The 25,389-nt window shown below is 63.9% G+C and carries 19 protein-coding genes and 5 pseudogenes; 13 read left to right on the forward strand and 11 right to left on the reverse strand.

The window, feature by feature from the left end:
- Nucleotides 1–70: 70 nt before the first annotated feature.
- Nucleotides 71–414, reverse strand: a pseudogene (locus H1343_RS04050) (IS3 family transposase); the annotation flags it as partial.
- Nucleotides 415–430: 16 nt separating this feature from the next.
- Between H1343_RS04050 and H1343_RS04055 the strand changes: the two are divergent.
- The 6 genes from H1343_RS04055 (at nt 431) to H1343_RS04080 (ending at nt 10,226) form a co-directional block, all read left to right on the forward strand.
- The gene (locus tag H1343_RS04055; protein WP_210270079.1) at nt 431–745 is read left to right on the forward strand and encodes an NAD(P)-binding domain-containing protein; all 315 of its coding nucleotides are present in this window, start codon (nt 431–433) and stop codon (nt 743–745) included.
- Between the two features lie 458 nt (nt 746–1,203).
- Complete coding sequence (gene bcsN, locus H1343_RS04060) at nt 1,204–2,118, forward strand: cellulose biosynthesis protein BcsN (RefSeq protein ID WP_185984665.1); 915 nt, start codon at nt 1,204–1,206, stop codon at nt 2,116–2,118.
- Nucleotides 2,112–4,319 carry a UDP-forming cellulose synthase catalytic subunit gene (bcsA, locus tag H1343_RS04065; protein WP_185984666.1) on the forward strand — a complete coding sequence of 736 codons (2,208 nt, stop codon included), beginning with the start codon at nt 2,112–2,114 and terminating at the stop codon, nt 4,317–4,319. The genes bcsN and bcsA overlap by 7 nt, the downstream gene beginning before the upstream one ends.
- The gene (locus tag H1343_RS04070; protein ID WP_185984667.1) at nt 4,316–6,727 is read left to right on the forward strand and encodes a cellulose biosynthesis cyclic di-GMP-binding regulatory protein BcsB; all 2,412 of its coding nucleotides are present in this window, start codon (nt 4,316–4,318) and stop codon (nt 6,725–6,727) included. The genes bcsA and H1343_RS04070 overlap by 4 nt, the downstream gene beginning before the upstream one ends.
- Nucleotides 6,724–7,767 carry a family 8 glycosyl hydrolase gene (locus H1343_RS04075; RefSeq protein WP_185984668.1) on the forward strand — a complete coding sequence of 348 codons (1,044 nt, stop codon included), beginning with the start codon at nt 6,724–6,726 and terminating at the stop codon, nt 7,765–7,767. The genes H1343_RS04070 and H1343_RS04075 overlap by 4 nt, the downstream gene beginning before the upstream one ends.
- 269 nt (nt 7,768–8,036) lie before the next feature.
- Nucleotides 8,037–10,226, forward strand: a complete 2,190-nt coding sequence (locus H1343_RS04080) for a cellulose synthase (RefSeq protein ID WP_185984669.1) — start codon at nt 8,037–8,039, stop codon at nt 10,224–10,226.
- Nucleotides 10,227–10,266: 40 nt separating this feature from the next.
- On the opposite strand, the pseudogene H1343_RS16950 reads toward H1343_RS04080, so the two are convergent.
- Nucleotides 10,267–10,389 (reverse strand): annotated as a pseudogene (locus H1343_RS16950) (IS5 family transposase); the annotation flags it as partial.
- 139 nt (nt 10,390–10,528) lie between these two features.
- The gene (locus tag H1343_RS04085) at nt 10,529–10,693 is read right to left on the reverse strand and encodes a hypothetical protein (protein WP_210270123.1); all 165 of its coding nucleotides are present in this window, start codon (nt 10,691–10,693) and stop codon (nt 10,529–10,531) included.
- On the opposite strand from H1343_RS04085, the pseudogene H1343_RS04090 reads away from it, so the two are divergent.
- A pseudogene (locus H1343_RS04090) lies at nt 10,652–11,042 on the forward strand (transposase domain-containing protein); the annotation flags it as partial. The gene H1343_RS04085 and the pseudogene H1343_RS04090 sit on opposite strands and share 42 nt — an antisense overlap.
- 148 nt (nt 11,043–11,190) lie before the next feature.
- Here H1343_RS04090 and H1343_RS04095 read toward each other — a convergent pair.
- The 3 genes from H1343_RS04095 to H1343_RS04105 form a co-directional block, all read right to left on the reverse strand.
- The gene (locus H1343_RS04095) at nt 11,191–12,762 is read right to left on the reverse strand and encodes a site-specific integrase (protein WP_185984670.1); all 1,572 of its coding nucleotides are present in this window, start codon (nt 12,760–12,762) and stop codon (nt 11,191–11,193) included.
- A gap of 481 nt (nt 12,763–13,243) precedes the next feature.
- Nucleotides 13,244–15,409, reverse strand: a complete 2,166-nt coding sequence (locus tag H1343_RS04100) for a DEAD/DEAH box helicase (RefSeq protein ID WP_185984671.1) — start codon at nt 15,407–15,409, stop codon at nt 13,244–13,246.
- A complete protein-coding gene (locus H1343_RS04105; RefSeq protein ID WP_185984672.1) occupies nt 15,406–17,034 on the reverse strand; it encodes a HamA C-terminal domain-containing protein in 1,629 nt (542 codons plus the stop codon). Before H1343_RS04105 ends, H1343_RS04100 begins: the two co-directional genes overlap by 4 nt.
- Before the next feature lie 116 nt (nt 17,035–17,150).
- Here H1343_RS04105 and H1343_RS04110 point away from each other — a divergent pair, with 116 nt between their 5' ends.
- Nucleotides 17,151–17,894 (forward strand): DCL family protein, encoded by a 744-nt coding sequence (locus H1343_RS04110; RefSeq protein ID WP_185984673.1) that lies wholly within the window; start codon nt 17,151–17,153, stop codon nt 17,892–17,894.
- A gap of 132 nt (nt 17,895–18,026) precedes the next feature.
- Here H1343_RS04110 and H1343_RS04115 read toward each other — a convergent pair whose 3' ends face one another.
- From H1343_RS04115 to H1343_RS04125, 3 genes and pseudogenes are all read right to left on the reverse strand, one after another.
- Nucleotides 18,027–19,211, reverse strand: a complete 1,185-nt coding sequence (locus H1343_RS04115) for a GTP pyrophosphokinase (RefSeq protein WP_246333314.1) — start codon at nt 19,209–19,211, stop codon at nt 18,027–18,029.
- Between the two features lie 139 nt (nt 19,212–19,350).
- Nucleotides 19,351–19,651, reverse strand: a pseudogene (locus H1343_RS04120) (transposase); the annotation flags it as partial.
- A 344-nt stretch (nt 19,652–19,995) separates the two neighbouring features.
- A complete protein-coding gene (locus H1343_RS04125) occupies nt 19,996–20,985 on the reverse strand; it encodes a YaaC family protein (RefSeq protein WP_185984674.1) in 990 nt (329 codons plus the stop codon).
- Between the two features lie 105 nt (nt 20,986–21,090).
- Here H1343_RS04125 and H1343_RS04130 point away from each other — a divergent pair.
- The 4 genes and pseudogenes from H1343_RS04130 to H1343_RS04145 form a co-directional block, all read left to right on the forward strand.
- Nucleotides 21,091–21,327 (forward strand): annotated as a pseudogene (locus H1343_RS04130) (VirB8/TrbF family protein); the annotation flags it as partial.
- Nucleotides 21,324–22,319 (forward strand): P-type conjugative transfer protein TrbG, encoded by a 996-nt coding sequence (trbG, locus tag H1343_RS04135; RefSeq protein ID WP_185984675.1) that lies wholly within the window; start codon nt 21,324–21,326, stop codon nt 22,317–22,319. The pseudogene H1343_RS04130 and the gene trbG, both read left to right, overlap by 4 nt.
- Nucleotides 22,316–23,452 (forward strand): TraB/TrbI/VirB10 family type IV secretion system protein, encoded by a 1,137-nt coding sequence (locus tag H1343_RS04140; RefSeq protein ID WP_185984676.1) that lies wholly within the window; start codon nt 22,316–22,318, stop codon nt 23,450–23,452. The genes trbG and H1343_RS04140 overlap by 4 nt, the downstream gene beginning before the upstream one ends.
- A 2-nt stretch (nt 23,453–23,454) precedes the next feature.
- The gene (locus H1343_RS04145) at nt 23,455–23,691 is read left to right on the forward strand and encodes a DUF2274 domain-containing protein (RefSeq protein WP_185984677.1); all 237 of its coding nucleotides are present in this window, start codon (nt 23,455–23,457) and stop codon (nt 23,689–23,691) included.
- A 64-nt stretch (nt 23,692–23,755) separates the two neighbouring features.
- Here the strand turns inward: H1343_RS04145 and H1343_RS04150 are convergent, their stop codons facing one another.
- Both H1343_RS04150 and H1343_RS04155 read right to left on the reverse strand, forming a co-directional pair.
- Nucleotides 23,756–24,538, reverse strand: a complete 783-nt coding sequence (locus H1343_RS04150) for an SDR family oxidoreductase (RefSeq protein ID WP_185984678.1) — start codon at nt 24,536–24,538, stop codon at nt 23,756–23,758.
- Nucleotides 24,535–24,861, reverse strand: coding sequence for a nuclear transport factor 2-like protein (locus H1343_RS04155; protein WP_185984679.1), 327 nt, complete (start codon nt 24,859–24,861; stop codon nt 24,535–24,537). Before H1343_RS04155 ends, H1343_RS04150 begins: the two co-directional genes overlap by 4 nt.
- 52 nt (nt 24,862–24,913) lie before the next feature.
- Here H1343_RS04155 and H1343_RS04160 point away from each other — a divergent pair, with 52 nt between their 5' ends.
- A complete protein-coding gene (locus H1343_RS04160; protein ID WP_185984680.1) occupies nt 24,914–25,300 on the forward strand; it encodes a winged helix-turn-helix transcriptional regulator in 387 nt (128 codons plus the stop codon).
- Nucleotides 25,301–25,389 lie beyond the last annotated feature (89 nt).

Here is a 25,389-nt window from a genome sequence, read left to right on the forward strand (position 1 = left end):
AGTTGCCGGCGTCGGTAGCAAGGCGTGACGGGTAGTGACCGAACCGCTCCCAGGTCCGCGCGATCATTCGCTTGGCCACTGCCACCTTGGCCTGGACGTCGATGACGTCGGTGGAGTTGAGCTTCCGGTCGATCCGGATGGCGATGCATTCCCGGGTGAACTCGTCGATCACGTTCAGCATGCGGGACTTGAGTCCGTTGTAGGTGCGATCCCCGACGAAGTCATAGGACGAGACATGGTTGGGATGTTCCGCCCGAAGCCGGATGCAGGAGCCGTTGTTCAGCCAGAGCCAGCCTCTCTTCGGCTGCCGGGCCAGGACCTTCAGCCCTTCCTGGCGCCAGATGCGCTCGACGCGTTTGACGTTCGCCGACCAGCCAGCGGTCCCAACATGGCCACGATCCGGCGATAGCCATAGTGGACTTGCCATGAAATGCGCCTCTTTCCTTCAGAAGAGCTCTCCACTTTCCCGGGCAAGTCCAAATACACCAGCGAGCAGTTCCAGCGCCTGATGGAGGGGGTGATCGCCGGCCTGGAGCCCAACTCCATCGTCGTCAATTTCGGAACGTCGTTGCCCGAATCCACCAAGCGGATCGCAGCTGCCGTGGAAGGCCCCGGCTCGCGCTACATGGATGCCCCGCTGGGGCGCACGCCCTCCAATGCGCTGGAGGGAAAGCTCAACATAATGGCGGCCGGCTCGCCTGACGATTTCGCGCGCCTTGAGCCGGTGTTCCGGGATTTCGGTTAGAACGTACTCCATGTCGGACCGCTCGGGGGCAGGGCACACGCTGAAGCTCATTAACGACCTATTCGCAGCCCTTTTCGCCCGCAAACGCTGAGCTCTTCTACGGGTCGTTCCGCGAGGTTCGTACATCGACACCTGTGCCCGGGCGCCCGCTCCAGTTCGCGCACCGGGCTGCATGCGGCGGGTTTCAGCAGGAGTTCGACCCTGGCCGCAGGTCGAGCCTGCCCATGCGGGCAGCCTCGACCTGCGCCGTGCCGGTGGCGTACCGGCATCAGCGTTGCATTCCTGCACCAAGATCGAATTTAAACGACATGTTTCAGCGGACCGCAAGCGTCCGCCCGCAGACTCTTCCCGATCGCGGTATAAAGGAGTCGATCGGGTCAGAATGGGTATCGGCTCCGAGCGGGCTGCAGGGGGCGCAGCGAATGCTTGCCAGAAGAACGCGCGGGCGCGCGATTTCGATGAACACCGCACTGTCGTCCCTGCTGGCGGCCTGCGTCTTCTTGTCGGGATGCATGACGGGCGCGCAGCCCATCTCGACCTCCCGCACGCGCACCGTCATGCTGGAGGACACCTACATCGCCCCGCCCGTTGGCGGGCCGCAGATCCTGGAGGTGACCGAGCGGCGCTACCCCAACGCCACGGAGCAGACGATCCTTCTCGGCAACCGCTCCCGGGTTCCAGGCAGCAACTTCATCGAAGTGCGCTTCTTCGGGCCGGTGGGTAACAGCGGAACGGGGCGCACGCCGCTCCCCAACCGCCCGCTGTCCAACACGAACCTGATCGCGGAAATGCGCGAGGTTCTGCCGAGCGTGCCGATGCGCCAGAGTGCGCTCTACGTGCAGAACCGCTACGGGCCCTTCGGCTATGCCGCCGGGCGTGCCGCCGGGGGTGATACCTGCGTCTACGCCTGGCAGCGGATCGCCGGTGTCGACCACTCGACCTTGCTGATGCGCGACAAGGGGACGATCGAAATCCGCTTCCGCCTGTGCGACAGCGAAGTCGACGAGGAGCGGCTTCTCTACACGATGTACGGCTTCACCATCCGGGCGTTCTTCAGCGATCTTCTCTGGAACCCGTATGGCGCGCCCAACGCGGTGGACGAGCAGCTGGGAAGCACCGGCGCGCCCGTTATGCCGACAGGGGCGCGCGGCTTCGAGAACACCGCGCCGGTGGCCGCACCCGTGCGCCGGGCCGCGCCCGCCCGCGCCCCCGCAGCGCCGGAGCCGGCACCCACCGAAGCACCGCCCTTGCCGGCGCCGGTCGGACCGCTGGTTCCCCCACCGCCGCTCGCCGCCGCCGTCGTCGATAGCCCCGCAGCTGCTACGATCGAGGTTCCGAGCCCGCCCGCCTGCGAGGGAACGCAGACATGCTGAGGGCTCTCGCCTTTCTGGGCTGGGCCAGTGCGGCCATCGTCGCGCTCTTCGTGATCACGCTGCCGATCAGCGTGCAGTCCCAGCTCATCGCCGTGACGCTGGTCCTGTCGGTCATGGTGGTGCTGAAGGTCTTCAACCTCGGCGGCACGTGGCGGCTCATCGCTCTGGCGCTCGGAACCGCCGTGGTGCTGCGCTACGTCTACTGGCGCACCACCGGCACGCTGCCGCCCGTCAGCCAGCTGCACAACTTCATTCCCGGCTTCCTCCTGTATCTCGCCGAAATGTACTCGGTGTTCATGCTGGGGCTCAGCCTCTTCGTCGTCGCCGATCCCCTGCCGCCGCGCCCCTCGCGTGGTAACGAGCGCACCGACCTCTTCCCGTCGGTCGACGTGTTCGTGCCGACCTACAACGAGGAACCGGCGCTTCTCGCCAACACCATCGCGGCCGCGCTGGCCATGGACTACCCGTCCGACCGCCTGAAGGTGTGGCTGCTGGACGACGGCGGCACGATGCAGAAGCGCAATTCGGAACATGCCGGCGAGGCGCAGGCCGCCGAGCGGCGCCGGCGCGACCTGATGGCGCTGTGCGAGGAACTGGGCGCGACCTACCTGACGCGCGAGCGCAACGAACACGCCAAGGCCGGCAATCTCAACAACGGACTCCTGCACTCCACCGGCGATCTCGTCGCGGTGTTCGACGCAGACCACGCGCCGGCGCGCGACTTCCTGCTCGAGACGGTGGGGTATTTCCACGAGGATCCGCGGCTCTTCCTGGTACAGACGCCGCATTTCTTCCTCAACCCCGATCCGCTGGAGCGCAACCTCCAGACCTTTGAGCGCATGCCCTCCGAGAACGAGATGTTCTACGGCGTCATCCAGCGCGGGCTCGACAAGTGGAATGCGGCCTTCTTCTGCGGGTCGGCTGCCGTCCTGCGCCGCACGGCGCTGAACGAGGCGAACGGATTCTCCGGTCTTTCGATCACCGAGGACTGCGAGACCGCGCTGGAGCTGCATTCGCGCGGGTGGAACTCGATTTATGTGGATCGTCCGCTGATCGCCGGGCTGCAGCCTGCGACCTTCGCGTCCTTCATCGGCCAGCGTTCGCGCTGGGCGCAGGGCATGATGCAGATCCTGCGCTTCCGGTTCCCGCTGCTTAAGGGCGGGCTCTCGCTGCCGCAGCGGCTCTGCTACATGTCCTCGACGCTGTTCTGGCTTTTTCCGTTTCCGCGCGTGGTCTTTCTGATCGCGCCGCTTTTCTACCTCTTCTTCGACCTGCAGATCTTCACCGCCTCAGGCGGCGAGTTCCTGGCCTATACGCTCACCTACATGGCTGTGAACCTGATGATGCAGAACTACATGTACGGCTACTATCGTTGGCCGTGGATCTCGGAACTCTACGAATACGTGCAGACAGTGCATCTGCTGCCGGCGGTGGTTTCGGTGATGCTCAACCCGCGCAAGCCGACCTTTAAGGTGACGGCCAAGGACGAGTCGATCCTACAGTCGCGCCTATCCGAAATCAGCCTGCCGTTCTTCCTGATTTTCGCCGTTCTTCTGGTGGGTGTCGGCGTCACCGCGTATCGGGTCTACGCCGAACCGTATCGCGCCGATCTGACGCTGATGGTCGGGCTGTGGAACTTCATGAACCTGCTTCTGGCCGGCTGCGCGCTGGGCGTCGTCTCCGAGCGCGGCACGCCGAGCCAGTTCCGCCGGGTGAAGGTGGCACGGCGCGGCGAACTCCGGATCGGCGATGCTAGCCTGCCCGCCACCATCGAGGACGTTTCGGTGGGCGGCGCACGCGTGCGCGTCTTCGGCAAGTTGCCGTCGGCCACCGGGAAGGGCATGCTGTGCGAGCTTCGTTTCCGCCCGCACGCCTCGACCGCCATGGGCATGCTGCCGGTTTACTTGCGCAACATCCGCGAGGAGAGCGACGGGGCGACGCTGGGCCTCAACTTCGCGACGCCCAGCATTCAGGACAATCGTCTGGTGGCCGATCTCGTCTTCGCCGATTCCGCGCAGTGGAGCGCATTCCAGCAGAGGCGTCGGCGCAATCCGGGCGTTCTGGGCGGCACCGTCTGGTTCGTCTACCTCTGCGTCTTCCAGACGTATCGCGGTTTCTACTATCTGGCGAAGGGCTCGACCAAGCGCTCGCGACCGATCGTGCCCTCGCCCTTCGGCGAAGCGACGGGAGGCCAATCGTGAAGCGTTCGGTGATCCTGGCGCTGACCGCGCTGCTTTCGGCAGGTTCCGCTTCGGTCTGGGCCCAGCCGGCACCCTTCGATATGACGCCGGAGGAAGACGCCGAGCCCGCGGCACCCCAGCCGTCGCAGTCCCCCTCGACCGGACCGGCCGAGACTGCGCCCGAACCGCAGAATGACGACCCGCAGGGCGGCCAGGCCGATTCCGGCCCCGTGGAGGATCCGGGCGAGCCGACCGTGGTGCGAGGCGGGAGCGAGGCCCCGATCGATCCCGTAACGCGCCGCTACGTGGTGCCCGGAAACGCCCTGACGCTTTCGGGGGAAGTGGCCGAACGCCGCTGGTCGGTCTACCTCACGCCCGAGCAGGCGTCATCGGCCGCGACGCTTCAGTTCGGCTACCAGAACTCCATCCTGGCCGCGCCCGAAACCTCGCGCCTGTCGGTCGTGCTGAACGGCACCGTGCTGGCCGAACTTCCCCCGGCCTCGCCGGATGCGGTCGCCGATGTCGTGCTGGACGTGCCCGCAGGGCTCCTTCGCGAGGGCGCCAACGTCCTCTCCTTTGCCTCCCGGCTGCGCCACCGCACCGACTGCACGGTCGAATCCACCTACGATCTATGGGTCGAGATCGACCCCGAGCGCACCTTCCTCGACTTCGGTGACGAAGACGCGATGACACTGCGGCGGCTCGACGATCTTCGCGCGGTGGGGCTGGCGTCGGACGGCGCCACCAGGCTCCAGATCGTCGTGCCGGGAGGGTCGCTGACCCAGGCGGCCGGCCCTCTCGTGCGCCTCTCGCAGGGTTTGGCCCTTCTGGCTGGCATGCCCAATCAGTCCGTCACCATCAACGAGGGCGATTTGCCGCCGCGCGGAGCGGGCAGGCTCACCGTGCTGGCCGGGCCGGAGAGCGCTCTTTCGTCACTGCTCGAGAACGCGGAACAGACTCGACCCGACGGCTCGGCTTCTCCCGGTTTCGTGCAATTGCCCGACGGGCGGACCGCTCTGCTGGTGAGCGGCCAGGACTGGCGGGAAGTCGGCGAGGCGGTGGAGCGCGTGGTGGCACCCACCGACCGGCCGATCAGCGTCGAACGCACCGAACTTTCCACGCCCAACTGGCGCACGCCCGATACGCCGCTGGTGGTGGGCGAAAGCACGCTGCGCCTCAGCGATCTGGGTGTTGCCACGCAGGAATTCTCCGGCCGCCGCTTCCGCACGGAGTTCACGGTCGGCGTGCCGGCGGACTTCTACGCCGAGTCCTACGGCGAAGCCTCGTTCATCCTCGACGCCGCCTACAGCCCCGCCGTTCTACCCGGCAGCCATATCGACATCTACGTGAACGGCAACATCGCCACCACGGTGCCCATCGGCTCGAACGAGGGCGCGGTGCTTCGCAACAACCCGGTCGGGCTGACGCTGCGCCACTTCCGGCCGGGCGTGAACACTCTGGCCATCGAGGCAATCCTCGACACGCAGGCAGACGAGGCCTGCCTGCCCGGCACCACCTCGGACGACACCAATCGCTTCGCCCTGTTCGACAGCTCGCGTCTGGTGATGCCGAACTTCGCGCGGATCAGCCAGCGCCCCAACCTAGCCGCCACGGCCGGGACGGGCTATCCCTACAATCGCTCGCCCGATCCGGTGCCGCTCATCCTTGGCGAAATCTCGCCGTCGGCCCTGAGCGCGGCGAGCACCTTCCTCTCACGCCTCGCCCTGGTCGCCGGCCGTCCAATCACCGTGGAAACGGGGGTCAGCGCCGTGAACGCGGCTGCGCATGACGCCTTGTTCGTGGGCGCCGCATCGCGGCTGCCGGCTGGCGTCCTCAACGAGATCGGGGTTTCCGAAACGCTCCGTTCGGGCTGGGAGCTCGACCAGAACGCGCCGCAGACCAGCGGCACGCAGGCGTCCATGGAGGGATGGAGCGATCGCGTCGGCAGCAGGTGGCAGCAGCCGCTTCTGGCCGTCGACGCCTGGCTGGAGGAACGGTTCGACCTGTCCACCGAGATGCTTTCCCTGCGCCGGCGTGCCGAGGGCAACTATGTTCCGCCGGCACAGACCTCGCTTCTGGTGGCGCAGGGCAGCGACCCGACCGACGAGCGGGTCTGGACGGTGCTGACCGCGCCCGATGCCGAAGCGCTCGCACAGGGTGTCGATACGCTCACCCGGCAGGAGAACTGGAGCGAGCTGACCGGAGGTGTAACGCTCTATCAGGCCGGCGAGAACGCCTTCTTCCAGGTTCCCGCGCAGGTGACGTCGCTGGCGCCGACTCAGCCGACCTCGCTGCGCAACCTGCGGCTGGTGACGGCCAACTGGCTCTCCGAGAACGTCCTGTTCTACGCACTGCTGCTGGCGCTGGTCTCGCTGGTCCTCGGCATCATGACGACCCTCTTCACCTCCGTTCTAGGACGCCGCCAATGAGGAGCCGCTTTGTTGCCTGCCTGCTGGCCGCCTGCATTGTCATGATCAGTGCCCCCCGGCCCGCCGTGGCGTCGATCGAGGCGGACGACTGGGCGGCCTACAAGGCGCGCTTCCTCACGGATGCAGGCCGGATCGTCGACGACGGCAACAATGGCATCAGTCACAGCGAAGGGCAGGGCTACGGGCTCTGGCTCGCCTATCTGGCGGGGGACCGTGCCGGCTTCGATCAGATCTGGAGCTTCACGCGTACCGAACTGATGCTGCGCGACGACGGTCTGGCGATGTGGAAATGGGATCCAGCCGCCGATCCGCACGTCACTGACCCCAACAACGCCACCGACGGCGACATCCTTATCGCCTACGCTCTGGCGCAGGCCGGTGAGGCCTGGCAGCGCGACGATCTGAGCGAGGCGGCGCGAGCCATCGCGCAGGCTCTCACCTCGACGCTCATCGAAAGGGGCGGACGGCGCCTCATCCTGCCTGGCAAGGCCGGATACGGTGTTGAGGACCGGCCCGATGGGCCGGTGGTCAACCTCTCCTACTGGATCTTCGAGGCATTCGACCGGCTGGCAGCTCTCGAGCCGGAGGCCGGCTGGGACCGGGTGTCGCAGGATGGGGTGGATCTTCTCGATCAATCGCTGTTCTCGGACCGCCAGCTGCCGCCGGACTGGCTGTCCGTGCGCAGCCGGCCCCGTCCCGCGGAGGGCCTTCCATCCGAATTTGGTTACAACGCCCTTCGCATCCCCCTCTATCTGATCCGCGCGGGCAACCGGGACGAGGCGCTGCTGCGCACCCTGCGCGACGGCATGAGTGATGCCGACGGCAATCTCGTTCTGGCGAGCCCGCCCGGCGGGGTGGTGAACGAAACGCTGAGCGACCCGGGCTACCGCATCCTGCCTGCGTTGATCGACTGCGTGCTGGACGAAACGCCGGTGCCAAAGGCGCTGCGCAGCTTCGAGCCAACGCTCTACTACCCATCCACCCTCCATCTCCTCTCGCTCTCGTTTCTGGCGGAGAACCGGCCGGAGTGCATGCCGTGAGACGAACCACTATTCTCGCCCTCGCCACCGCTCTCACGCTGATTGAGGGCCTTTCTATCCATTCCGGCATCGTGTGGGCCCAGACGGGCTCTGGCGACGTGGCCGGCGCGCCGGATGCATCTGCCGGAGCCGACGGTGGCACGCAGACCCCGGCGTTCGACGCGTCCGGCTCGAGCGGGGCGAGCGCCGCTCCAGCGGCAGGGGGAGGGGCACCCTTCATTGCGCCGCCGGACCCGGCGCGGCCTGCGACCGCGGTGGACGAAACGGCGTTGCGCTACTTCGCCCAGCAGGGCGATACCCGCCGCCTGCAAACCGAGATTGCGCGGCTGCAGGCGCTCTATCCGGACTGGACTCCGCCTGAAAACCCGCTGGCGGTGCCTCAGGCCGGCGATCCCGAGCTCGACCTGATGTGGTCGACCTACGCGCGGGGCGAATTCGCCCAGGTGCGCGAACTCATCGCCGCCCGGCAGGAGCGCGATCCCGATTGGACCGTGCCGACCGATCTTCTCGAGCGGCTCGGGGTGGCGGAGGCGCGACTGCGTCTGGTGAACGCCTCGAACCTGCAGCAATACGAAACGGTCATTCGGGTCGCGGCGCGGACGCCCAGCCTGCTCACCTGTTCGGAGGTCGACATCTTGTGGCGTCTGGCTCGGGCCTTCGCCGAGACCGAGCGGCCGGAGCGCGCGCAGGACGCCTATGGCTACGTGCTGTCCAACTGCGACGACGAGGGCGAGCGGCTGGCGACCATCCAGATGGCGCAGCGCGATCTCGACCGCGGCCGGCTCGACCAACTGCTGGCGCTGGAGCGTACGAATGCGGACGGAACAGGCGAGTTTGCCTCCCTTCGCTTCGACCTGGCAAAAGAGGCGCTGGCCGCTGCCGGCGCCGAGGAGACGGGCGCCTCGGTGTCCGTTTCGCCGCAGGATCTCGATCGCGTCCGCGAAGCGGCGGAAGCCGAGGGTGCCGCATCCGATGCGCAGCTTCTTGGCTGGTACTATCTGCGACGCAACCAGCCGCAGGATGCCGAAACCTGGTTCCGCCGCGCGCAGCTGGTGGAGCCTTCCTCGTCCTCGGCCCAGGGGCTGGCGCTTGCGTTGATCGCTCTTTCCGAGCCTGCGCAGGCCGAAGCCGTGGCGCGCCCCTATGCGCAGGATACCGAAGGCGGCCAGGCCGTATACGTGGCGGCCAGTGCCAACCTCCTGGCCGTCGACCCGCCCGTCTTCGTGGACCCGGCGACCCTGGGTGCGATGGCCAGCGCCGTGGCCGCGCAGCGCGACGCCAACGCCGCGCAACAGTTCGGTTGGTACTCGTACTCGCTGAACCAGTTCGAGACGGCCGCGCAGTGGTTCCAGACATCGCTGGCCTGGGACCCGAGTGTCGAACCGGCCGCTTTCGGGCTGGCCCTAACGCGCCAGCGCCTCGGCCAGACGGATGCCGTGAGCGCGATCCAGGTCCAGTGGGCCGGACGCTCGCCGCGCATCGCCGCGGTCGGCCGGCCCGGCTCCGTGCCGGTGGACGGTCGCCCGCCTCTGGCCGCCCCCGCGCCCAACGCCTACGCCGTCAGCGCGCCGACCTCCGCGCCGACTCCACCACTGGGCACCGCATCGGCGGCCGCGACGACCCAGGCGCCTTCCACGACCACGACGCTGGTCCAGGCCCCGCTGGCCTATTCGCCGGCCCTTTCCCCGGCTTCCCCGATGGTTGCGCCCGCCGCGCCGCCGGCGGCTGCCCCACAGGCACCCGTACAGGTCGTGCGGCAGATCCCGATGAGCAATGGCACCGCGGCCGCATCGCAGCCCGCCCTCCAGCCCGCCGCGCAGCCGGCCCCGGCACAAACGCCGCCGCCGATGACCGTAGTCACCATTCGCCCGACCCGCCCCGCCGCGGATCCGGCGCCCGCTCGGGCCGCGCCCGCCCAAACGGCCGGCTCCACGGCGGGCTGCCGCAGTTCGGTCGATCCGCGAACCTTCTCGCCGGAAGGTGCCTTGGACCGGGGTTGGTGTCTGATGCAGATCGACCGGCCGCTGGAAGCCGCTCCCGCCTTCGAGGTGGCGCTGCTGTCGCGTTCGGCGCAGACCCGGCAGGACGCAGCGTATGGACAGAGCCTCGCCTATCTGCGCGCCGGCCTGTCGGACAGGGCCGCGGTCAGCGCTAGCAAGGCGCCGCAGAGCCGCGACCGGCAGCTCGAGCTCGAGACTGCGATCCTCACCGATCAGGCAACCAGCGCTTGGGAATCCAATCGGCCGCGCGAGACGCTTCTTGCCCTCGAGCAGCGCTCGGCCATTGCGGCAGATCGGCTCGATCTGATGGTGCTGCAGGGCTACGCCTATCTCGAACTGCGCCGCTATGCGGATGCGGAAAAGGTGTTCTCGGCCCTGTCGCGGGCCGGCAGCCGGGAAGGCGCCCGGGGCCTGAACGCCGTGCGCGCGGCGCGCGGCGAGTTTCTTTCGGGCGGCTAGTCTAGCACAGCAATGGTCCTCGCCGGCTCCATTCCGTTAACTAGCGCTCGTGGACAAAGGGTATCCATAGTTTGAGTGCTGCGATAGCGACGAAGCCGAGGTAGGACCCCTTGGTCTTGTCGTACCGGGTCGCGACGCGCCTCCAGTTCTTGAGCTTGTTGAAGAGTGACCCGCGCCTGGTTTGCTGGAGGCTCCAACTCTTGAGAGAATGGAGCCATGACGAAGAAGGTACCGCCGTTTGGTCCCAAGGTGCGCGCTCGCGCGGTTCGGATGGTTTCGGATCATGTCGAGGAGCACGGTTCTCAGTGGGCGGCGATCCAGTCGATCTCGTCGAAGATCGGCTGCTCGGGCGAGATGCTGCGCAACTGGGGCCGCCAGACCGAGCGCGACGAGGGCTTGCGGCCTGGTCCGACGAGCGAGGAACGCGAGCGGACTTCGTTCTCGATGCGTTGGAGGAGGTCCTTCATCAGCGACGGCCCTTCGCCGGCAGTGGGCTCGTCTGTCATTCGGACCGAGGATCGCAATATGTCAGCATTCGATAGACCGAGCGCTTGGCCGAGGCCGGTATCGAGCCCTCCGTCGGCAGCGTCGGAGACAGTTACGACAACGCTCTCGCCGAGACCGGTCTCTTCGAGACCGAGGTCATCCACCGACGCGGGCCATGGCGCTCCTTCGAGGCCGTCGAGTTCGCCACCCTCGAATGGGTCGACTGGTTCACCAACCGCCGCCTGCTTGAGCCCATCGGAAACATCCCGCCCGCAGAGGCCAAAGCAGCATCACTACACCACGCTTGAGGCTATGCCGATCGCAGCGTAGGACTCAAACCAACCAGCCTCCGGCAAACCCGACGCGGTTCGCTGCCCCAAAATGAATAGATCCTGACCATTGAGCAGAATGCTACGTCGCGGGAGACTGGTCTTCGGAAATGACACCCATATCCCGTCGATACATGTGAGCCCAAATCCTACCGCTTTGTCCGTGATTTGTACTGTCGGCTCTGCCGCGTCGCGCTTTCTTCCTTTACGGCCTCGCGCCGCCGCTTCTGGCGGGTGGAGAGAAGGCGCCGTTCCGCTGCGATAGCATCCCGCCACGAGACGCGTCCAATCGGCGATAAATCTAAGCCCTGGGGCAGGGGAACCGTGGCGATGGTCGGCACCAGCTCGGGTTCGATCTCCGCCCAGTCATAGGTCTCGTGCTCGTCCATTGCGGCGTGACCCGACTGGAGCCGGACGGCTTGGGGAACGAAGGCTCGATAATGGACGATACCGCGCGTGCGAAGGGCGTGGAATGTCTCCCCAAAGGCTCTTCCGCGGGCGCCGGAGCGCTTGAGAAGCGCGTTCATGCGTTTTGAAAGGGCAGCCGGTGGGTCCTTAGTCTCCAACGCCTCGGCGAACAGAAACCTCCGCTCGTTCATGAGGTCCAGGAGGCCCATCTGGATCAGCTTCTCATGCAAGACGAAAGGCGTGAAGCTTTCATCGGTCTTGATCGGCGTGCGATGCTCACGATCAGGGAGCACGACGGTTTCAGTCGGTCTGACGAGATAGTGGTCGCCCACCTTCTCGATCCAGTCACTGTTCAGATAGGTGAGGAGGCCAATGCGCCGGGCCGTCAGTAGTGCAAGTGTTGGCATGACGACCGCCGCCAGCGCGCCCTCGTCGTAACCGAGTTCGACTGCGCGGTTCAGAATCGCGAACGGGATCGGGCGCGTTCTCGATGGTCGGTTCTTGCCGGGCTTCTCGATCCTGACTGCATCACAAGGATTTCGGCATCCCAGCGTGCGGCATTCTCGTATGAAAATGCTTCGCACCGGCGCGAGATAGGAGGCGACCGTTCCGGACGACAGCGTTTTCTTCGGTGATGCACCGTTTCCTTGAACTCGGCCGTCAACGACCACCAGATCCGCAAACGAAAAGCGCGTCGGCAGGGTCCGAAGCAACGAGACGTAAGCCATTATGTCGGCCGGCTCGTAAGCGCGGACCTCCCGATCGCCCGCCACCTTGCGAAAGAAAGACAGCATCTGCTCGTAGCGGCGCACGTCCTTAGCCGACATGGATTTGCGGCTGGCAAGTTCTTTAATGTAGCGCTCGCAGGCGACCGAGAAGAGAACGCCGGCGGGAGGCTTTAGCCGCGCCGAGGCAACGTCCACGAAGTTCTCGACGCCATCGACGACGCCACCGTCACGTCCAAGGTTTTGCAGCATAGAACGCACTGCCTCGCGAGCCGGCTCGTGAAGGTGGTGCGCGACGGTAGGCTGAAAACGCGCGGCGGCCTCGAAAGCCTTCAGCTGATCAAGCGTCGACGCCAGAAGAAGGTGCGTCGGCGTCTTTCCTGGCCGCCCCGCCTTGAGACGTTCGAGCGCCTCGGTCGTCGCCGCTAGAACCTCATCGACCACCGCGCGCTTCTCTGCGGTAAGGCTCGCGTAGATCGAGCCGTCCCCCCCAGCTCTCGGTTCGTTCTCCGCATCCAACATGCCTTGCAGCCTCTCCAAACCGAGTGCGAAGATCGACCGACACCTGGCCGCTGCTGCCTCACTCATCCCCCGCGCTTCGCGGCACGTCATCGGTCCAAAGCTCGCCCTCACGAAAGGTCTGCTGAGTTGCGGATCCGAATCGTCAGAGAGGATACCACGTAGGCTGGATGGCAAACGCAGGGTGAACCGCCATCCCTGTCCAACTCGCGTCATGTGTGGGATCTGGGAGCGCCTGCGACTGGGAACATTCGTTGGAACAGGGTACATGAACTCGATCCTTTGATACTGAGGATCGGCCAGAAATCTGAATTAAATCAGCAACTTCGCAGAGTTGCCAAGAACTAGCAAGCCATGGCGGGCCGAAGCCGATGAAACAGAGAACTACGTCTACGCTATAGCCCTCCCTGCCCCTCTGAAATAGGATGGAGGTCATGATCGGCGACTGTGACCTCTTCGTATCCGGCTTTTACTAAGACGACAGCCTCACCTACCAAGGGCCGAAGGGCAAGCGGACCCTAACTGAGAAATTCATATAGTGTAAACTCCGCTAGGAGATCAGCGGCCTTAGCGGCATCGTCGTCATCAGGTCTTCTACAATGGAGCGTTCGAACGGATCGAGGTCGGAGTCGGGATCCTGAGCCGCCAGGAACAGAAGATCGACTGCCTCGCTGAGCGTCGTTGGACCATCTCCTGCATATTTCAGCCGTTTGGTGGTTTCCGGGGGCACTCCGTATTCGTCGAGTGCGAAAAGACTGGAGTTCATGAAAAGGCTCGCGGCCCTGGATGCGAATGTCGAATAGTCGCCAACCGTCTCCCGTCCGTTCCGCGTCAGAACCTCGGCCTGGATGTTACTGATCGCAAGCAGGCTTCGGGGGAATGTGTAGGAGACGTAGCGCCGCATAAATTTGAGGGCCTGTTCGACTGATTCGCTCACAGATTGGAAGAAGGCACGGTTTGCGACCCTGTGGTCTATGTAGGACCTGAACGTCTTCGCAAGCCGCAATCGATCCAGTTCGGCCTTCAACCCCATTCCGGACGTGATGCCGTAGCGACTCAGGGCATAACCATCGAAATGATCGTGGATCATCTCGCACACCTTCAGCAGCTGGAAGGGCTTAGGCATGCCCGACCACACGAGGGCGTCCTCCAAATTGAGTAGGTCGCGGACGATATGCGTGTAAACGGCATACTGTCGGTCGAGGGGAACATGCCGATTCAATCGAAGGGTCTCCATCGAAAGAGGGCTTTCACTTTCGATGTCCAGGATGCGCTGTCTTGAGATCGGCGCGAGATCCTCGCCATCCAGCTCCAGCAGTAATGCGGCTGGTGTGTTCTCGTTCTGCCGGCCGACACCGATCTCCACGGATATCGTCTCATCCGGCGGTGCGGCTTCGAGGACGAAGACCTTGCCGATGAAATACTTGCGCATGCGGCCGGCTCGGCCTGCGATGTTGCGGAAGGTGAAGGCGTCGAAGCCTGTGTTCTCGACTCGCCGATCGTATATGATGACATTCTCCGCGACCGTGTTGATGCCCTCGATGAGAGTGGTCGTGCAGATGATGATCTTGATCTCGCCGGAGTCGAAGGCGCGAATGATGTATTGTTGGATCGCCCGTGGCACGTTGCCATGGTGTATCCCGATTCCATGCTCCAGCGCTTTCGTGAGGATCCATTCCTCTGGATACTCGCGTCGTAGCCATTCGACTGCGGCGCGCGTGGATGCGGCCTTTCCGAAATCGCCATGCTCAAGCAGGTACTCCGCCAAGGATGTCGCGCGTGGAGGGGACTGGCAATAGACTAGCGTGGGGGAGGTGAGTTGGCCGCATAGCTCGGCGAGCTTTTCCTTGCGCGCATCCCCTTTCTCGGGGAGGTCGAACTGAACGATGTCGAGTGCCACCGTCGAGAATTCCGAGGGGACGAACACCGGATTGTAACGCGCTGCGATGCCCGCCACTCCGCTGACATGTGGCCCTATTAGGTAGAATTTCGCACCTTGACCGGCGAGGCGCGCGAAGACCAGATTGAGGTCGACGGAACGCTCAGGCTCCTTCTCGTCGATCTCCAGCTTGTAGAATTCGTCGATGACGAAGAACTCTACCTTGTCCAGATCCTTGCGCGCGAGTGCCCTTTCCTGCGTGAGGACGAATATGACCGGTCTGCTGAAGTCAGTCTGCTGCGTCGGGTGTGTTACGACTTCATGCGTCTGGGCGAAGCGACGCCCCAGCCGGCGTCGGGTCTCATCGATCAGGGCGATGGTGGGGACGATTATGGCCATTACATTGTAGAGGCCGGAAGCGATGACCGCGTCCACCACCATGCTCTTGCCCACGCTGGTCGTGGCGCTCAGCACCACGTTTCTGCCGGCGACGAGATCGCGGTAGATCTGCAATTGCAGCGTGTGGAAAAAGTAGTCTTCTTCGTCCGGAAGCGGCGCCCGGTGCGCTTCCATGAGGTAGTGATCGTCCAACGACTGGGCATTGGCCGGATCGGCATAGGGTATCAGGCCAACGGAACGGATCAGACCGTCCAGCAGAGGGTGGAAGTCGTCCCGCAACAAGTCCTTTGCGGCAAGCATGCGGATCACAAGTTCCCGCGCGGCCGGTTGGGTGGCGACGTCGTTGGCGAGCGCGCTGATGGTTTGAAGCGCGTCGAAGGCCATTTCCGGAGGAAGTGTCCGCGAGGATAGTGCCGATCTTATCTCCTCCTCGGTCACCGATTAGCCTTTAGGGTCGTTTCAAACAGACCGGAAAGCGTGTCTACGCATTCGACGGGTATCAGGAAGATGTGGATTTTGAAGTCACGCAGATCGGTGTCCAGTTCGGTCTGAATGGCAGCGGACACCTCGTTGGCCTCCTGTCTGAGGCCGTCGAGATAGTCGTGCGTGAATCCTTCCGCGAGCACGTCACTGTCATACGCGATGAGCAGTGGAATGTGCAGAACGGACAGCAGGTCATCTATCTTGCCGTTGGCGGCCATCGAACGGCCAAGGTTGTGCTCGCTGAGGTGAGCCGGATGCCGTAGCTGTAGGATTATCTTTCGCTCGCGCCGTAGGATCTCGCGGTCAAGGCCAGACCTGAGTGCTTCTGCCACCGCCGCGGGCATACTCTCGCGATCCGTTACGGTCGTCAGTCGGCTCTGGCCAAGCCAGAGCTGATCGCCGGCATCATCCAGCACCACGTGGGCGCTGCCGAAAACGAGGCGACCGCCGTTCATATGGAAGATCTTGCAGGCGATTGGTTCCGAACGGTGATGGTGCCTCAACAGCGCGTGCAGCATGAGCTCGGCAAGCAGTTCCCTCGCATGTAAGCCGCCATGCGCTTCGCAAGCCTCAACTGCGCGTGTCAGCAGGCTTCGTGCGTTGAGTTGGTCTAGGTTGGCGAGGACCGTAGGCGGGAGCACAACTTCGGGAATCCAGTCGAGCAGGTGGTCGACGAGTTCGCGGCATCTCCATTCGCCGCCGTCGAATTCCACATCCCAGCCGGAAACCGTTCGATTGTCCGATGTGCCGGCCCCGCGGTGGAATTCGGAGAAGAACTCCTCAGACCGGACCCGGTAGACCTTAATGGTTCGTCGGGTCTCCGCGGCGAACAATGCGATTTGGTTCCTCCACCATCCGGTGGCGGTGGCGCGGGAGATGCACTTCTTCTCAGGAGCGTGAACTCGCGAGGCGTCACCGGCGTCGATGACCATTCCAAGCAGGTCGGCGTAGCTGGTCTCTATTTCGGTGACGTGGGGCCTCTCTCCATGATTGCCGGCGAGTTTGAGCAGTCGCAGCCGGTTATGACCTGCGAGCTTCTCCATATCGGGTTCGACCTGCCAGAACAGTTGCTTCGCCCAGTCAGCGAGCGTTCGTCCCTTCGCCGACTTGAACTTGGGAAACTTCTTCTCGAATGGGACGGTTGCTGCCGCCATGAGGGACGCGCAGGTGGATCGCTCGCCCCTCGGGATCTTGAAATGGACCAGAGGGGATCTGGGTTCGCGGACGGTGACGAGGCGGAAGCTGGGAACGGCGTCATGAGCATCGCAGGCGAGTGAACGCTCGGCGATTGACGTACCTTCCCTATTGTCGGTGCGCTGCAGAAGCTCCTGCATGCTCCATTTGGAGTCACCGTCGGTCGTCTTGACCTGCACATATTCATGGGCTTCCACCGTGTCCACCATCCGTCGGATAGTAACATCGTCCGCTGTCTCGCATTCTATCTGCACGATCGTCGGCTCGACCAGCATGTCGATAATGAAGCTGGCTGCGACGTGGTCCTGGAACTTCTGCCCCCGCCTTCCCGCGACACCGCCCGCGTCCGAAGCTGTTTCGGGATCTATAAGGCTGATGAGCGGCATGGCGGTCTTGGTTCTGCCTTGTGACGTTTCGCAATGCATCAACCTGCCGGTCCTTTGAGTTAGACGTCAAGAAGGCTATGCATTCGGACGGTTTATTCGGCGAGGGTAAGACGCGAATGGCAAAAAAACCTGTAAGCCTCAATAATGGAAGGTCTTGGCCGTCCCGTGGAGCGGCAATTGACTACTTCCGTGAACTGCGCGACCGCTATCCGGTTGGTGCTACCGTGTCGGATCCGGCAGATCATGATGACTTGATGGCGCTGCTCCTGCGTTACGAAATGTGCGGCCTTGACGGTCCAAGCAAGATCGGGGTGGGAGTGGACCGGTTCGAGACCCGGTTGAACATCACCAACGGGGGTAGAAATGTGGGCTTCTGGGTTGTCCGGCTGGACGGTAGCGAAACGGACTTCAGCTTCATCCGGGCAGTGAACGAAGCCCCCAAGGGCGTCCTTGATCAGCTCGTCGATGCCTGTCGAGCAGTCGTTCAGGCTGAGTTGCAGAGCGCGCGCATCGCATATTTCGCGATGCACGCGGATCGATCCGGAAGCGTTGTCTGCGCAGTCTCCGGCGACCGCATTTCCGAGCGCGATTGCGGACTGGAATATGTCGGGCGAGGATTTTCTGAACTGGTCGGCGATTTCGCTGTCGCGCAAGGGTGGCAAGACGGCATCCCGGAAGGCGTTCTGAGCGCACCAGCCGACGCACAGACGACGACGTCGTTTGCAAGCCCATCGTATGCGGCTGCGTTTCGTGAGTTTCACCGAACCACTGCCCGTGTCCGCGTCGTCTCCAAGAAGACCGTTAGGCAGCGGCACAACGGGCTGCAAACCGGGGAGGAGGCGAAGTATCTCGAACTTTAACGCAGTTGTGCCCGCCCTGATCCGAATAGATCATCCGCATCGCAGAGTAGCGTCACGTGCAATCTCTGTGTGGACTTTTGTGTTAATACGTGGACGCGGTCACGGCGATCGCTGCGCCCATCCAGCGAAGGATCAGGCCTGCTGCTCCGCGTTCTCGGCGCGCCATCCGTCAAACGTCTCGCGCGCGACGTTCGTCAGCATTCCGGCGAAAGAATCCGGGTTGGCAGCGTAAAGTGCATGCCGCATCTCGGTGAAAGCGTTGAACTTCTCGCCGCGCCCGCTGGCGAGGAACCATGCCTTGTATTGGCGCACGACGCCGATCGTCGATCGCATGTAAAAATTGAACTTTCCGCGGCTGATGCCGGGCTGCCGCTCGACGATGTCCGCTGTAAAACCGTCGATTTTCTTAGCCTCGAACTCGACCCCCGGGAAGAAGTGGCGCGCGATGCGCAAAAGCCGGAACGCGTCCAGCGGCGCGTATTGCCCCCGCTCGATGTCGACGCCGGCTGCTGGATCGGGCGCAGCATCGCCGGCCGCGATCTGCACTGCCTCCACCTCGATCTCGGCTTCGGGTTCCGGCTCGGCTTCGGCCTTCTCGATCTGAAGTTCGGTCTCCACGCGAACCTGGCGGAACTCGCGGTCGGCGAGCTCGAACAGCGCTGCCAGAGTATTGATGCGCCGCTTCAACGCGGCGGGGATCGACTTCTTGTATTTGATCTTGTGGTCGAGCGTGCTCCACGAATCCTGGACGACCGTGCGGATCTGCAGCTCAAAACGGTATGGGGCGAACTGCACATAGTCAGGCATCGCCGCACGGACCGGGTCGAGGCAAAGGTCGAGATGCAGCCCTTTGTAGCCGAACGCGTTCTCGGTGCCTTCGATCTCGGCGGTCTTGTCGGTCACGTCGATCACATCGAAGTGATCGCGGACGAGCTGGCCCAGCGGCTCGATCTCGTCTTCGTATAGGCAGACGAGGCGCAGCCCGACCAAGTCCGTGATGTGGTCCTTGATCTCATACGGCGTGGCGTTCTCCTCGAGCTCGCCCTGATACTTCCGCATGAACTTCTTGATCGATTCCTCGCGGTCTTTGATGCGGCCGCTCGCCGCCGCGACGTCCAGCCCGGCGTGCGCGATGATCGAGTCGAGCAAGTCGAGGAACTTGTCCTTCGCCTGATCGAGGCGCTGGGCATTGTCATTGTAGTATTCACGGAAAATGGCCTTCTCGGCCTCGAAGTCTAGTGATGGCATGCGGATCTCCCCTGCCGCATCAGGGCCTGCGGCCCAATTGGACGCAAGCGGTTTCTTCTTCCGGAACACAAATAGAAGGACGAATCCTCACCGTGTTTTGCCGGAAGAGGGAAGCTATCGGACGGTTCATCAGTGCAGCCTAACATGATGGCGTTATCCGATTTCCGCCTTCTGGACCGTTGGCAAAGCTTGAAAGACCAATTCGGGGCGCCTTCTCGGCCAGCTCGCGGCGCTGAGCTGGCCGCGTCACTTTTTTCCCAGAGCCTCTCGAAGCAGATCGGCCTCATGCTGAGATCCGCGAACATGCGCTTCAGTCGCCTGTTCTCGTCCTCCAGCGCTTTCATCTGGCTCATCATGGACGCATCCATGCCGCCATACTTCGCTCGCCATTTGTAAAACGTCGCGCTGCTGATCCCATGTTCACGGCACAGCTCCGGCACGGGCATCCCGCCCTCCGCCTGACGCAGCACGCCCATGATATGGGCTTCGGTGAAACGGCTCTTCTTCATCGGAATCTCCTCGTCCATCCTGCCGAGAAAATTCTACCTTCGCATCCCCTTAACGGTGGGGGGGATTACCATAGCCCTCTAATTTGGGGAAAGAGCGAGCAACGATGAGGTGCTTTTCTGCCCCTCTGCTTCTTGGCGCTGACGTGGAGAAAGTGGCCATTCGTGAGCGGCCCCACTTCGACTGCAACGTGCCCATTTCGGTCATCCCGCCCGCCGAGACTAATTCTGTAAGCCGCTACTCGTTCAAGGATCCGCGATTGATGAGGATGGCGGATAATCTCTTCCCAAACATGCCGGATGCCATAGGCGCGGCCATGAAACACCTTCGGTATGGTCCTAAACAGTCAGAGGATGCTCGGCTTCGCGACGTCACGGCGCGCCATCTCCGATGCCATTAGATAAAGAAATTGAAGCGGCTGACCGGTCACGAAATCCCGCACGCGAGGTCCGAAAGCGCCCTGCAGCAGAGCGTCGAAATGGTGCGGGCGATACCTTGTTATCGAGCCTAAATAGAAGGTGACGGCGTACATCGAGAGAAGTTGTGGGAGACGGTGAGGCAATTCGGCGGGCGGACACAGATAAAGGTAGTATCGCCTATAAGGTGGAATGGACGACACGGTAGTCCAGATGTTGGGGCGCACTGTCCCCACGACATGGTGAATATGGTCGGCCGGGTAGTTGTTGGGACAGGGCTGGGGCGCGGTCTGCTCAAGGCAAATCTGGCCTGGCACATCCGACTGCACCTCCCGGAAGGCAGCTCCGAGGCCTGATTCTGCGAGCAAGCGAGCATGGCTAACATTGAGCCGGGATAGGTCATCTGCTTGGAGATAGATGCGCAGCCAGAGCGTATGCGCCGCCGCGTCGTGCCAGAATTGCAGTTCGTGGATGGCGATGAACCGCTCAACCTTGCCGGACGCCTGCGCCCACAAACGGTGCCCCGGTAGGATTTGAGGAAGCAGAGCAGGCAGGTCGTAATTTGCTTGCCCTAGCAAGTGCGCGCCGGTGAGCACGCCATATAATTCGTCGAAGTTCTGAGCGCGGGCGGCGGTGGTCTGGTCGGCCACAAGGTAGGCGTCCACGAGTTCACGGCGGCTTGCCCGCAGGCGTTCCTTAAGTCCATGCTGAGCCTGATCGAACGTTGAGCGCGCGCCACGAGTGAGGCAAAACGTCTTCAACAGGTTCATGTAGCTGTAGTATAGCGCGAGGGGTTGCGCAGCCTCTGTCCCGCGTTCCGTTCCCATCACATAGAAGTCCTCAGCCTGTTCCAACGTCGCCAAGGCCTCGTCACGCCGCGAGCGCGGCTGCGGACATTCTTTTTCCACGGTCTGGCGCATGATCGCCCACGGATCGAGTGCGAAAAGACGGCTTTGAATGCCCCTGTGCAGCCGCCCCGCCCGTGACGGCCAAAAGGAGAACTCGATCTGCCGACCCTTCACTAGGTCGGCCGTCAGCAGGTTGCCGTCGAGGTGTCGAGCGTCATTCGGGCATCCCCCACCAGCTTCCGCGTTGCGTGGACGGAACGCCATTTCGAGAACGGCCAGCTTTCCACGACCGAACGATGGACGGCCATCCTCACCATCGTCATCCAGCCGCCGCGCGACGCCGAACGCCTGCGCGCCAATCCGCTGGGAATCTACGTCAATGCAATTTCATGGTCGCGGGAGATGAGCCAATGAGGACGATCACCCGCACCCCGACAATCGCGGCCGTGCTGCTTTCGGCGACGATGCTGGCCGGCTGCGCCACCAATCGCACCCAGCAATGGAGCTACGACGCCAGCGTGCCGCCGCTGCCGACCGTGCATGCGGCGGCAACCGACAACACGCCCCGGCCGCTGCATGTGCCGCCGGCATGGACCGTGGCGCGCGGCGGCACCGCCGCAGGCACGCCGACCGGCCGCGTCGAGAACGCCAATGCCGCCGCCCGCGTCGAGCCGCGCCGGGAAGGCTACTACAACGCCATCCAGATTTATCCGTGGTCGGAAGGCGCGCTCTATCAGGTCTATGCCGCAGTCGGGCAGATCACCACCATTGCGCTGGAGCCGGGCGAAAGCCTGACAGGCGCGGGGCCGATCGCGGCCGGCGACACCGCCCGCTGGATCATCGGCGACACCGAGAGCGGCAGCGGTGCAAACCGCCGTGTCCATATCCTCGTGAAGCCGACGCGGCCGGACATTTCCACCAACCTTGTCGTCACCACCGACCGGCGCACCTACATGATCGAGCTGCGCGCGCGGGACTCGCTCTACATGCCGGCCGTGGCCTGGGCCTATCCCGCACCGCCTGCCGGGCAACGCCAGAGCGTTCCGGCCGCGCCCGTCATTCCGGCCGAGGCCGCGCGGAACTATCGCTACGGCCTGACCGGCGACAGTCCGCCATGGCGGCCGGTTTCCGTCTTCGACGATGGCAGGCGCGTCTATGTCGTCTTCCCGGCCGGGATCGTGCAGGGCGAGATGCCGCCAATTTTCGTGCTTGGATCGAACGGCGAGCCGCAGATCGTCAATTCCCGCATCCATCAGAATGTCCTGATCGTGGATCGTCTGTTCGGCGCGGCCGAGCTACGCCTTGGCAGCAGCAACCGCCAGCAGGTCGTCAGGATTGTCCGCGCCAACCCGACGCAGGCCGCCGCCGCGCAGCCCGCCAGCGCGACCGGAGACACCCCGTCATGACCGACAACACCATCACCGATACCGCCGCGCCCATGCGCCTGCGCGCCGAGCCGCCCCGCGTCACCCGCCTGTCCCGCAAGATGCTGGCAGGCGTCGGAGCCGTCGCGCTTCTCGGCATCGGCGGCGCACTGATCTATGCGCTCCAGACCCGCGATGCCGGGCCGGGCGGCGAAGAACTCTATTCGACCGAAAACCGGCCCACGGCGGACGGCCTGTCCGGCCTGCCGCGCGACTATACCGGACCTGTCTTAGGGCCGGCGCTGCCGGGCGATCTTGGCCGCCCGATCCTCGACGCGCAGAACCGGGGAGAGCCGGTCGCGCCCCCCGTCATGGCGACGCCCGCCGTCGATCCCGAAGAAGAACGCCGCAGGGCCGAGGAAGAGGCCGCGCGCTTGAGCAACGTATTCTTCCAGTCAGGCCCGCGCACGGGAGCGCCGGCAGGGACGGCCATGCCCGGCCTCGCGGGGCTTGGCCTCGGCGGGCAGCCCGTGACACAGGATCGCCACGGCGCGTTTCTCAATGGACCCGTGGACCGGCAGACGGTCGCCCCGGATCGCGTCGCGCCGCCGGCTTCGCCCTACATCCTTCAGGCCGGGGCCGTGATCCCGGCCGCGCTCATCACCGGCATCCGTTCCGATCTGCCCGGCCAGATCACCGCGCAGGTGACGGAGAACGTCTATGACAGCCCGACCGGCTCGCTGCTTCTGATCCCGCAGGGGACGAGGATCATCGGCCAATACGATGATGGTGTGACCTTCGGCCAGCGCCGCGTGCTCTTGGTGTGGAACCGCCTGATCCTGCCGGGCGGCCGTTCCATCGTTCTGGAGCGCCTGCCGGGCGCGGACGCCAGCGGCTATGCCGGGCTTGAGGATGGTGTTGACTACCACTGGTGGGATCTGATGAAGGCCGCAGGGCTGTCCACGCTGCTCGCAGTCGGAACCGAGCTGGCGACCAGCGAGGAGGACCGCCTGATCCGCGCCATCCGCGACGGGGCACAGGATACCGTCAATCAGGCGGGCCAGCAGATCGTCCAGCGCCAGTTGCAGGTCGCCCCGACGCTTACCATTCGGCCGGGTTTCCCGGTCAGGATCATCGTTACCCGCGACCTTGTGTTCGAGCCGGCAGGAGGTTGACCATGACCAAGCTGAAACTCGGCCCGCTGCCCGACGACAAGCCTGTCAAGGTAACGGTGGAGTTGCCCGCGCCGCTTCACCGCGACCTGGTCGCCTATGCCGAGGTGCTCGCCCGTGAGACGGGCCAGCCTGCCGCCGATCCCATAAGGCTGATCGCGCCCATGCTGGAGCGATTCATCGCCACGGATCGAGGGTTCGCCAAGGCACGGCGGGAGCGAGGAAACTCAATTTCCGGATAGCAGAACTGACAAAATAGTCGGTCTCCACGGAAACGAACGGCAAGCTTGCTTGGGGCCTTTCCTGTTAAGCAGTCGGAACCGTGCCGCCGTCTATGACGAGCTCTGTGCCCGTCACTGAACCTGCGCGTGGGGAGGCGACGAAAGCGACCAGATCGGCAACCTCGGCCGGCTTTGCCGGGCGGCCGAGCGGGATGCCGCCGAGCGAGTCCATGATGATCTGCTTACCGCCTTCATAGTCAGTGCTCGCCTGTTCGGCCAAGCGCTCGGCCATCGCTACCGCCGCCTCGGTCTCCACCCAGCCGGGAGAAACCCGCACCACACGAACCCCCTTCGGCGCGACTTCCTTCGACAAGCTCTTGCTGTAGGTGGAAAGGGCGGCTTTCGCGGCCGCATAGGCGGTCGTGGATTCCGGGAGCGGAAGGCGGTTCTGAATCGAGGTGACATGCACGATGACGCCCGAACCCCGCGCGATCATATCAGGCAACAGCGCACGGTCGAGGCGCACGGCCGGCATGAGGTTCCAGTTCAACTCCCTCGACCATTCCGCATCGTCCAGCGCGGCAAACCCGCCGCCCGGTGCGGCCGAACCACCGACCACATGCACGATCACGTCCACGCCGCCGAGACGGTCGAGCACGCGGGCTGCCACCGTCGCGCAGCCTTCGGCAGTCGTAATGTCGGCTGCGATGTAGTGAACATCATCCTTCGAACCGTCCGGCACGCTGCGCGCGGTCGTCACTACGCGCGCACCAGCCTCGTGCAGCGCATCGACCACAGCCGCACCGATGCCCTTCGTCCCGCCCGTGACCAAGGCGCGCGCGCCTGTCAAACCAAGATCGAAGCTCATGGCGTGATCTCCAGCCGCACGATCTGGTTGCCTTCCACCACGAACGCATGGCGGAGATCGACCGGACTGCCGGGAAAATCCCCGGCAACATGCGCTATCACCACGGTAGAGCCGTCTTCCTCGCTCACTGCGAAAGGATCGGTCGTGTAGCTGAATTTCGCGGAAGATTCCGCCTTCCATCGGCGGATTGCGTTGCGGCCAGCATAAGTCTGGCGCTCATCGATGACGATGGCGTTTTCGGTGAAGCAAAGGGCGACGGCATCGCCGCCGTTCTGATCGGCGGCAAAATAGGCCGCGACCGGCCCCGGCAGGGTGATCGGCATGGCATTCTCCTGATGTGTTGTTTCCTGACTTAAATCGCCCTAACCTGCACAGATGACAAGAACAGACGAAAAAGTAAGGCACTCACCTAAAAGTAAGCCTGTTGAGCACACGCGTGAGACGGCGGCCGAAGGCGTCGAAAACGTGCTGAAACTGCTCGAAGGCCGGTGGAAGCTGATTATCCTGTTCCACCTGTTCGGCGGCAATGTCATGCGGTTTTCGGACCTTGAACGGGCGATTCCGGCCGTATCGCAAAAGATGCTGATCCAGCAGCTTCGCCAGATGGAAGGCGACGGTATCGTGCGCCGCATCGTTCATCATCAGGTGCCGCCCAAGGTCGAATACTGTCTAACGGAATGGGGGCAGGCGCTTTGCCCGGCGCTCGATGCGCTCTTGTCCTGGGCCGCGCTGAGGGAAGAAATGACGAGATCTTCGTCATGACTTCGCGCCTTGTGCATTGAGGGGTGCCGCCAGCACATAGGCGCAAACGCGGCACGCTACAGGCCGCCGACTGCCCTCCATGGTTCGCT

This window comes from Aureimonas mangrovi, from assembly GCF_014058705.1.
GTDB lineage: Bacteria > Pseudomonadota > Alphaproteobacteria > Rhizobiales > Rhizobiaceae > Aureimonas > Aureimonas mangrovi.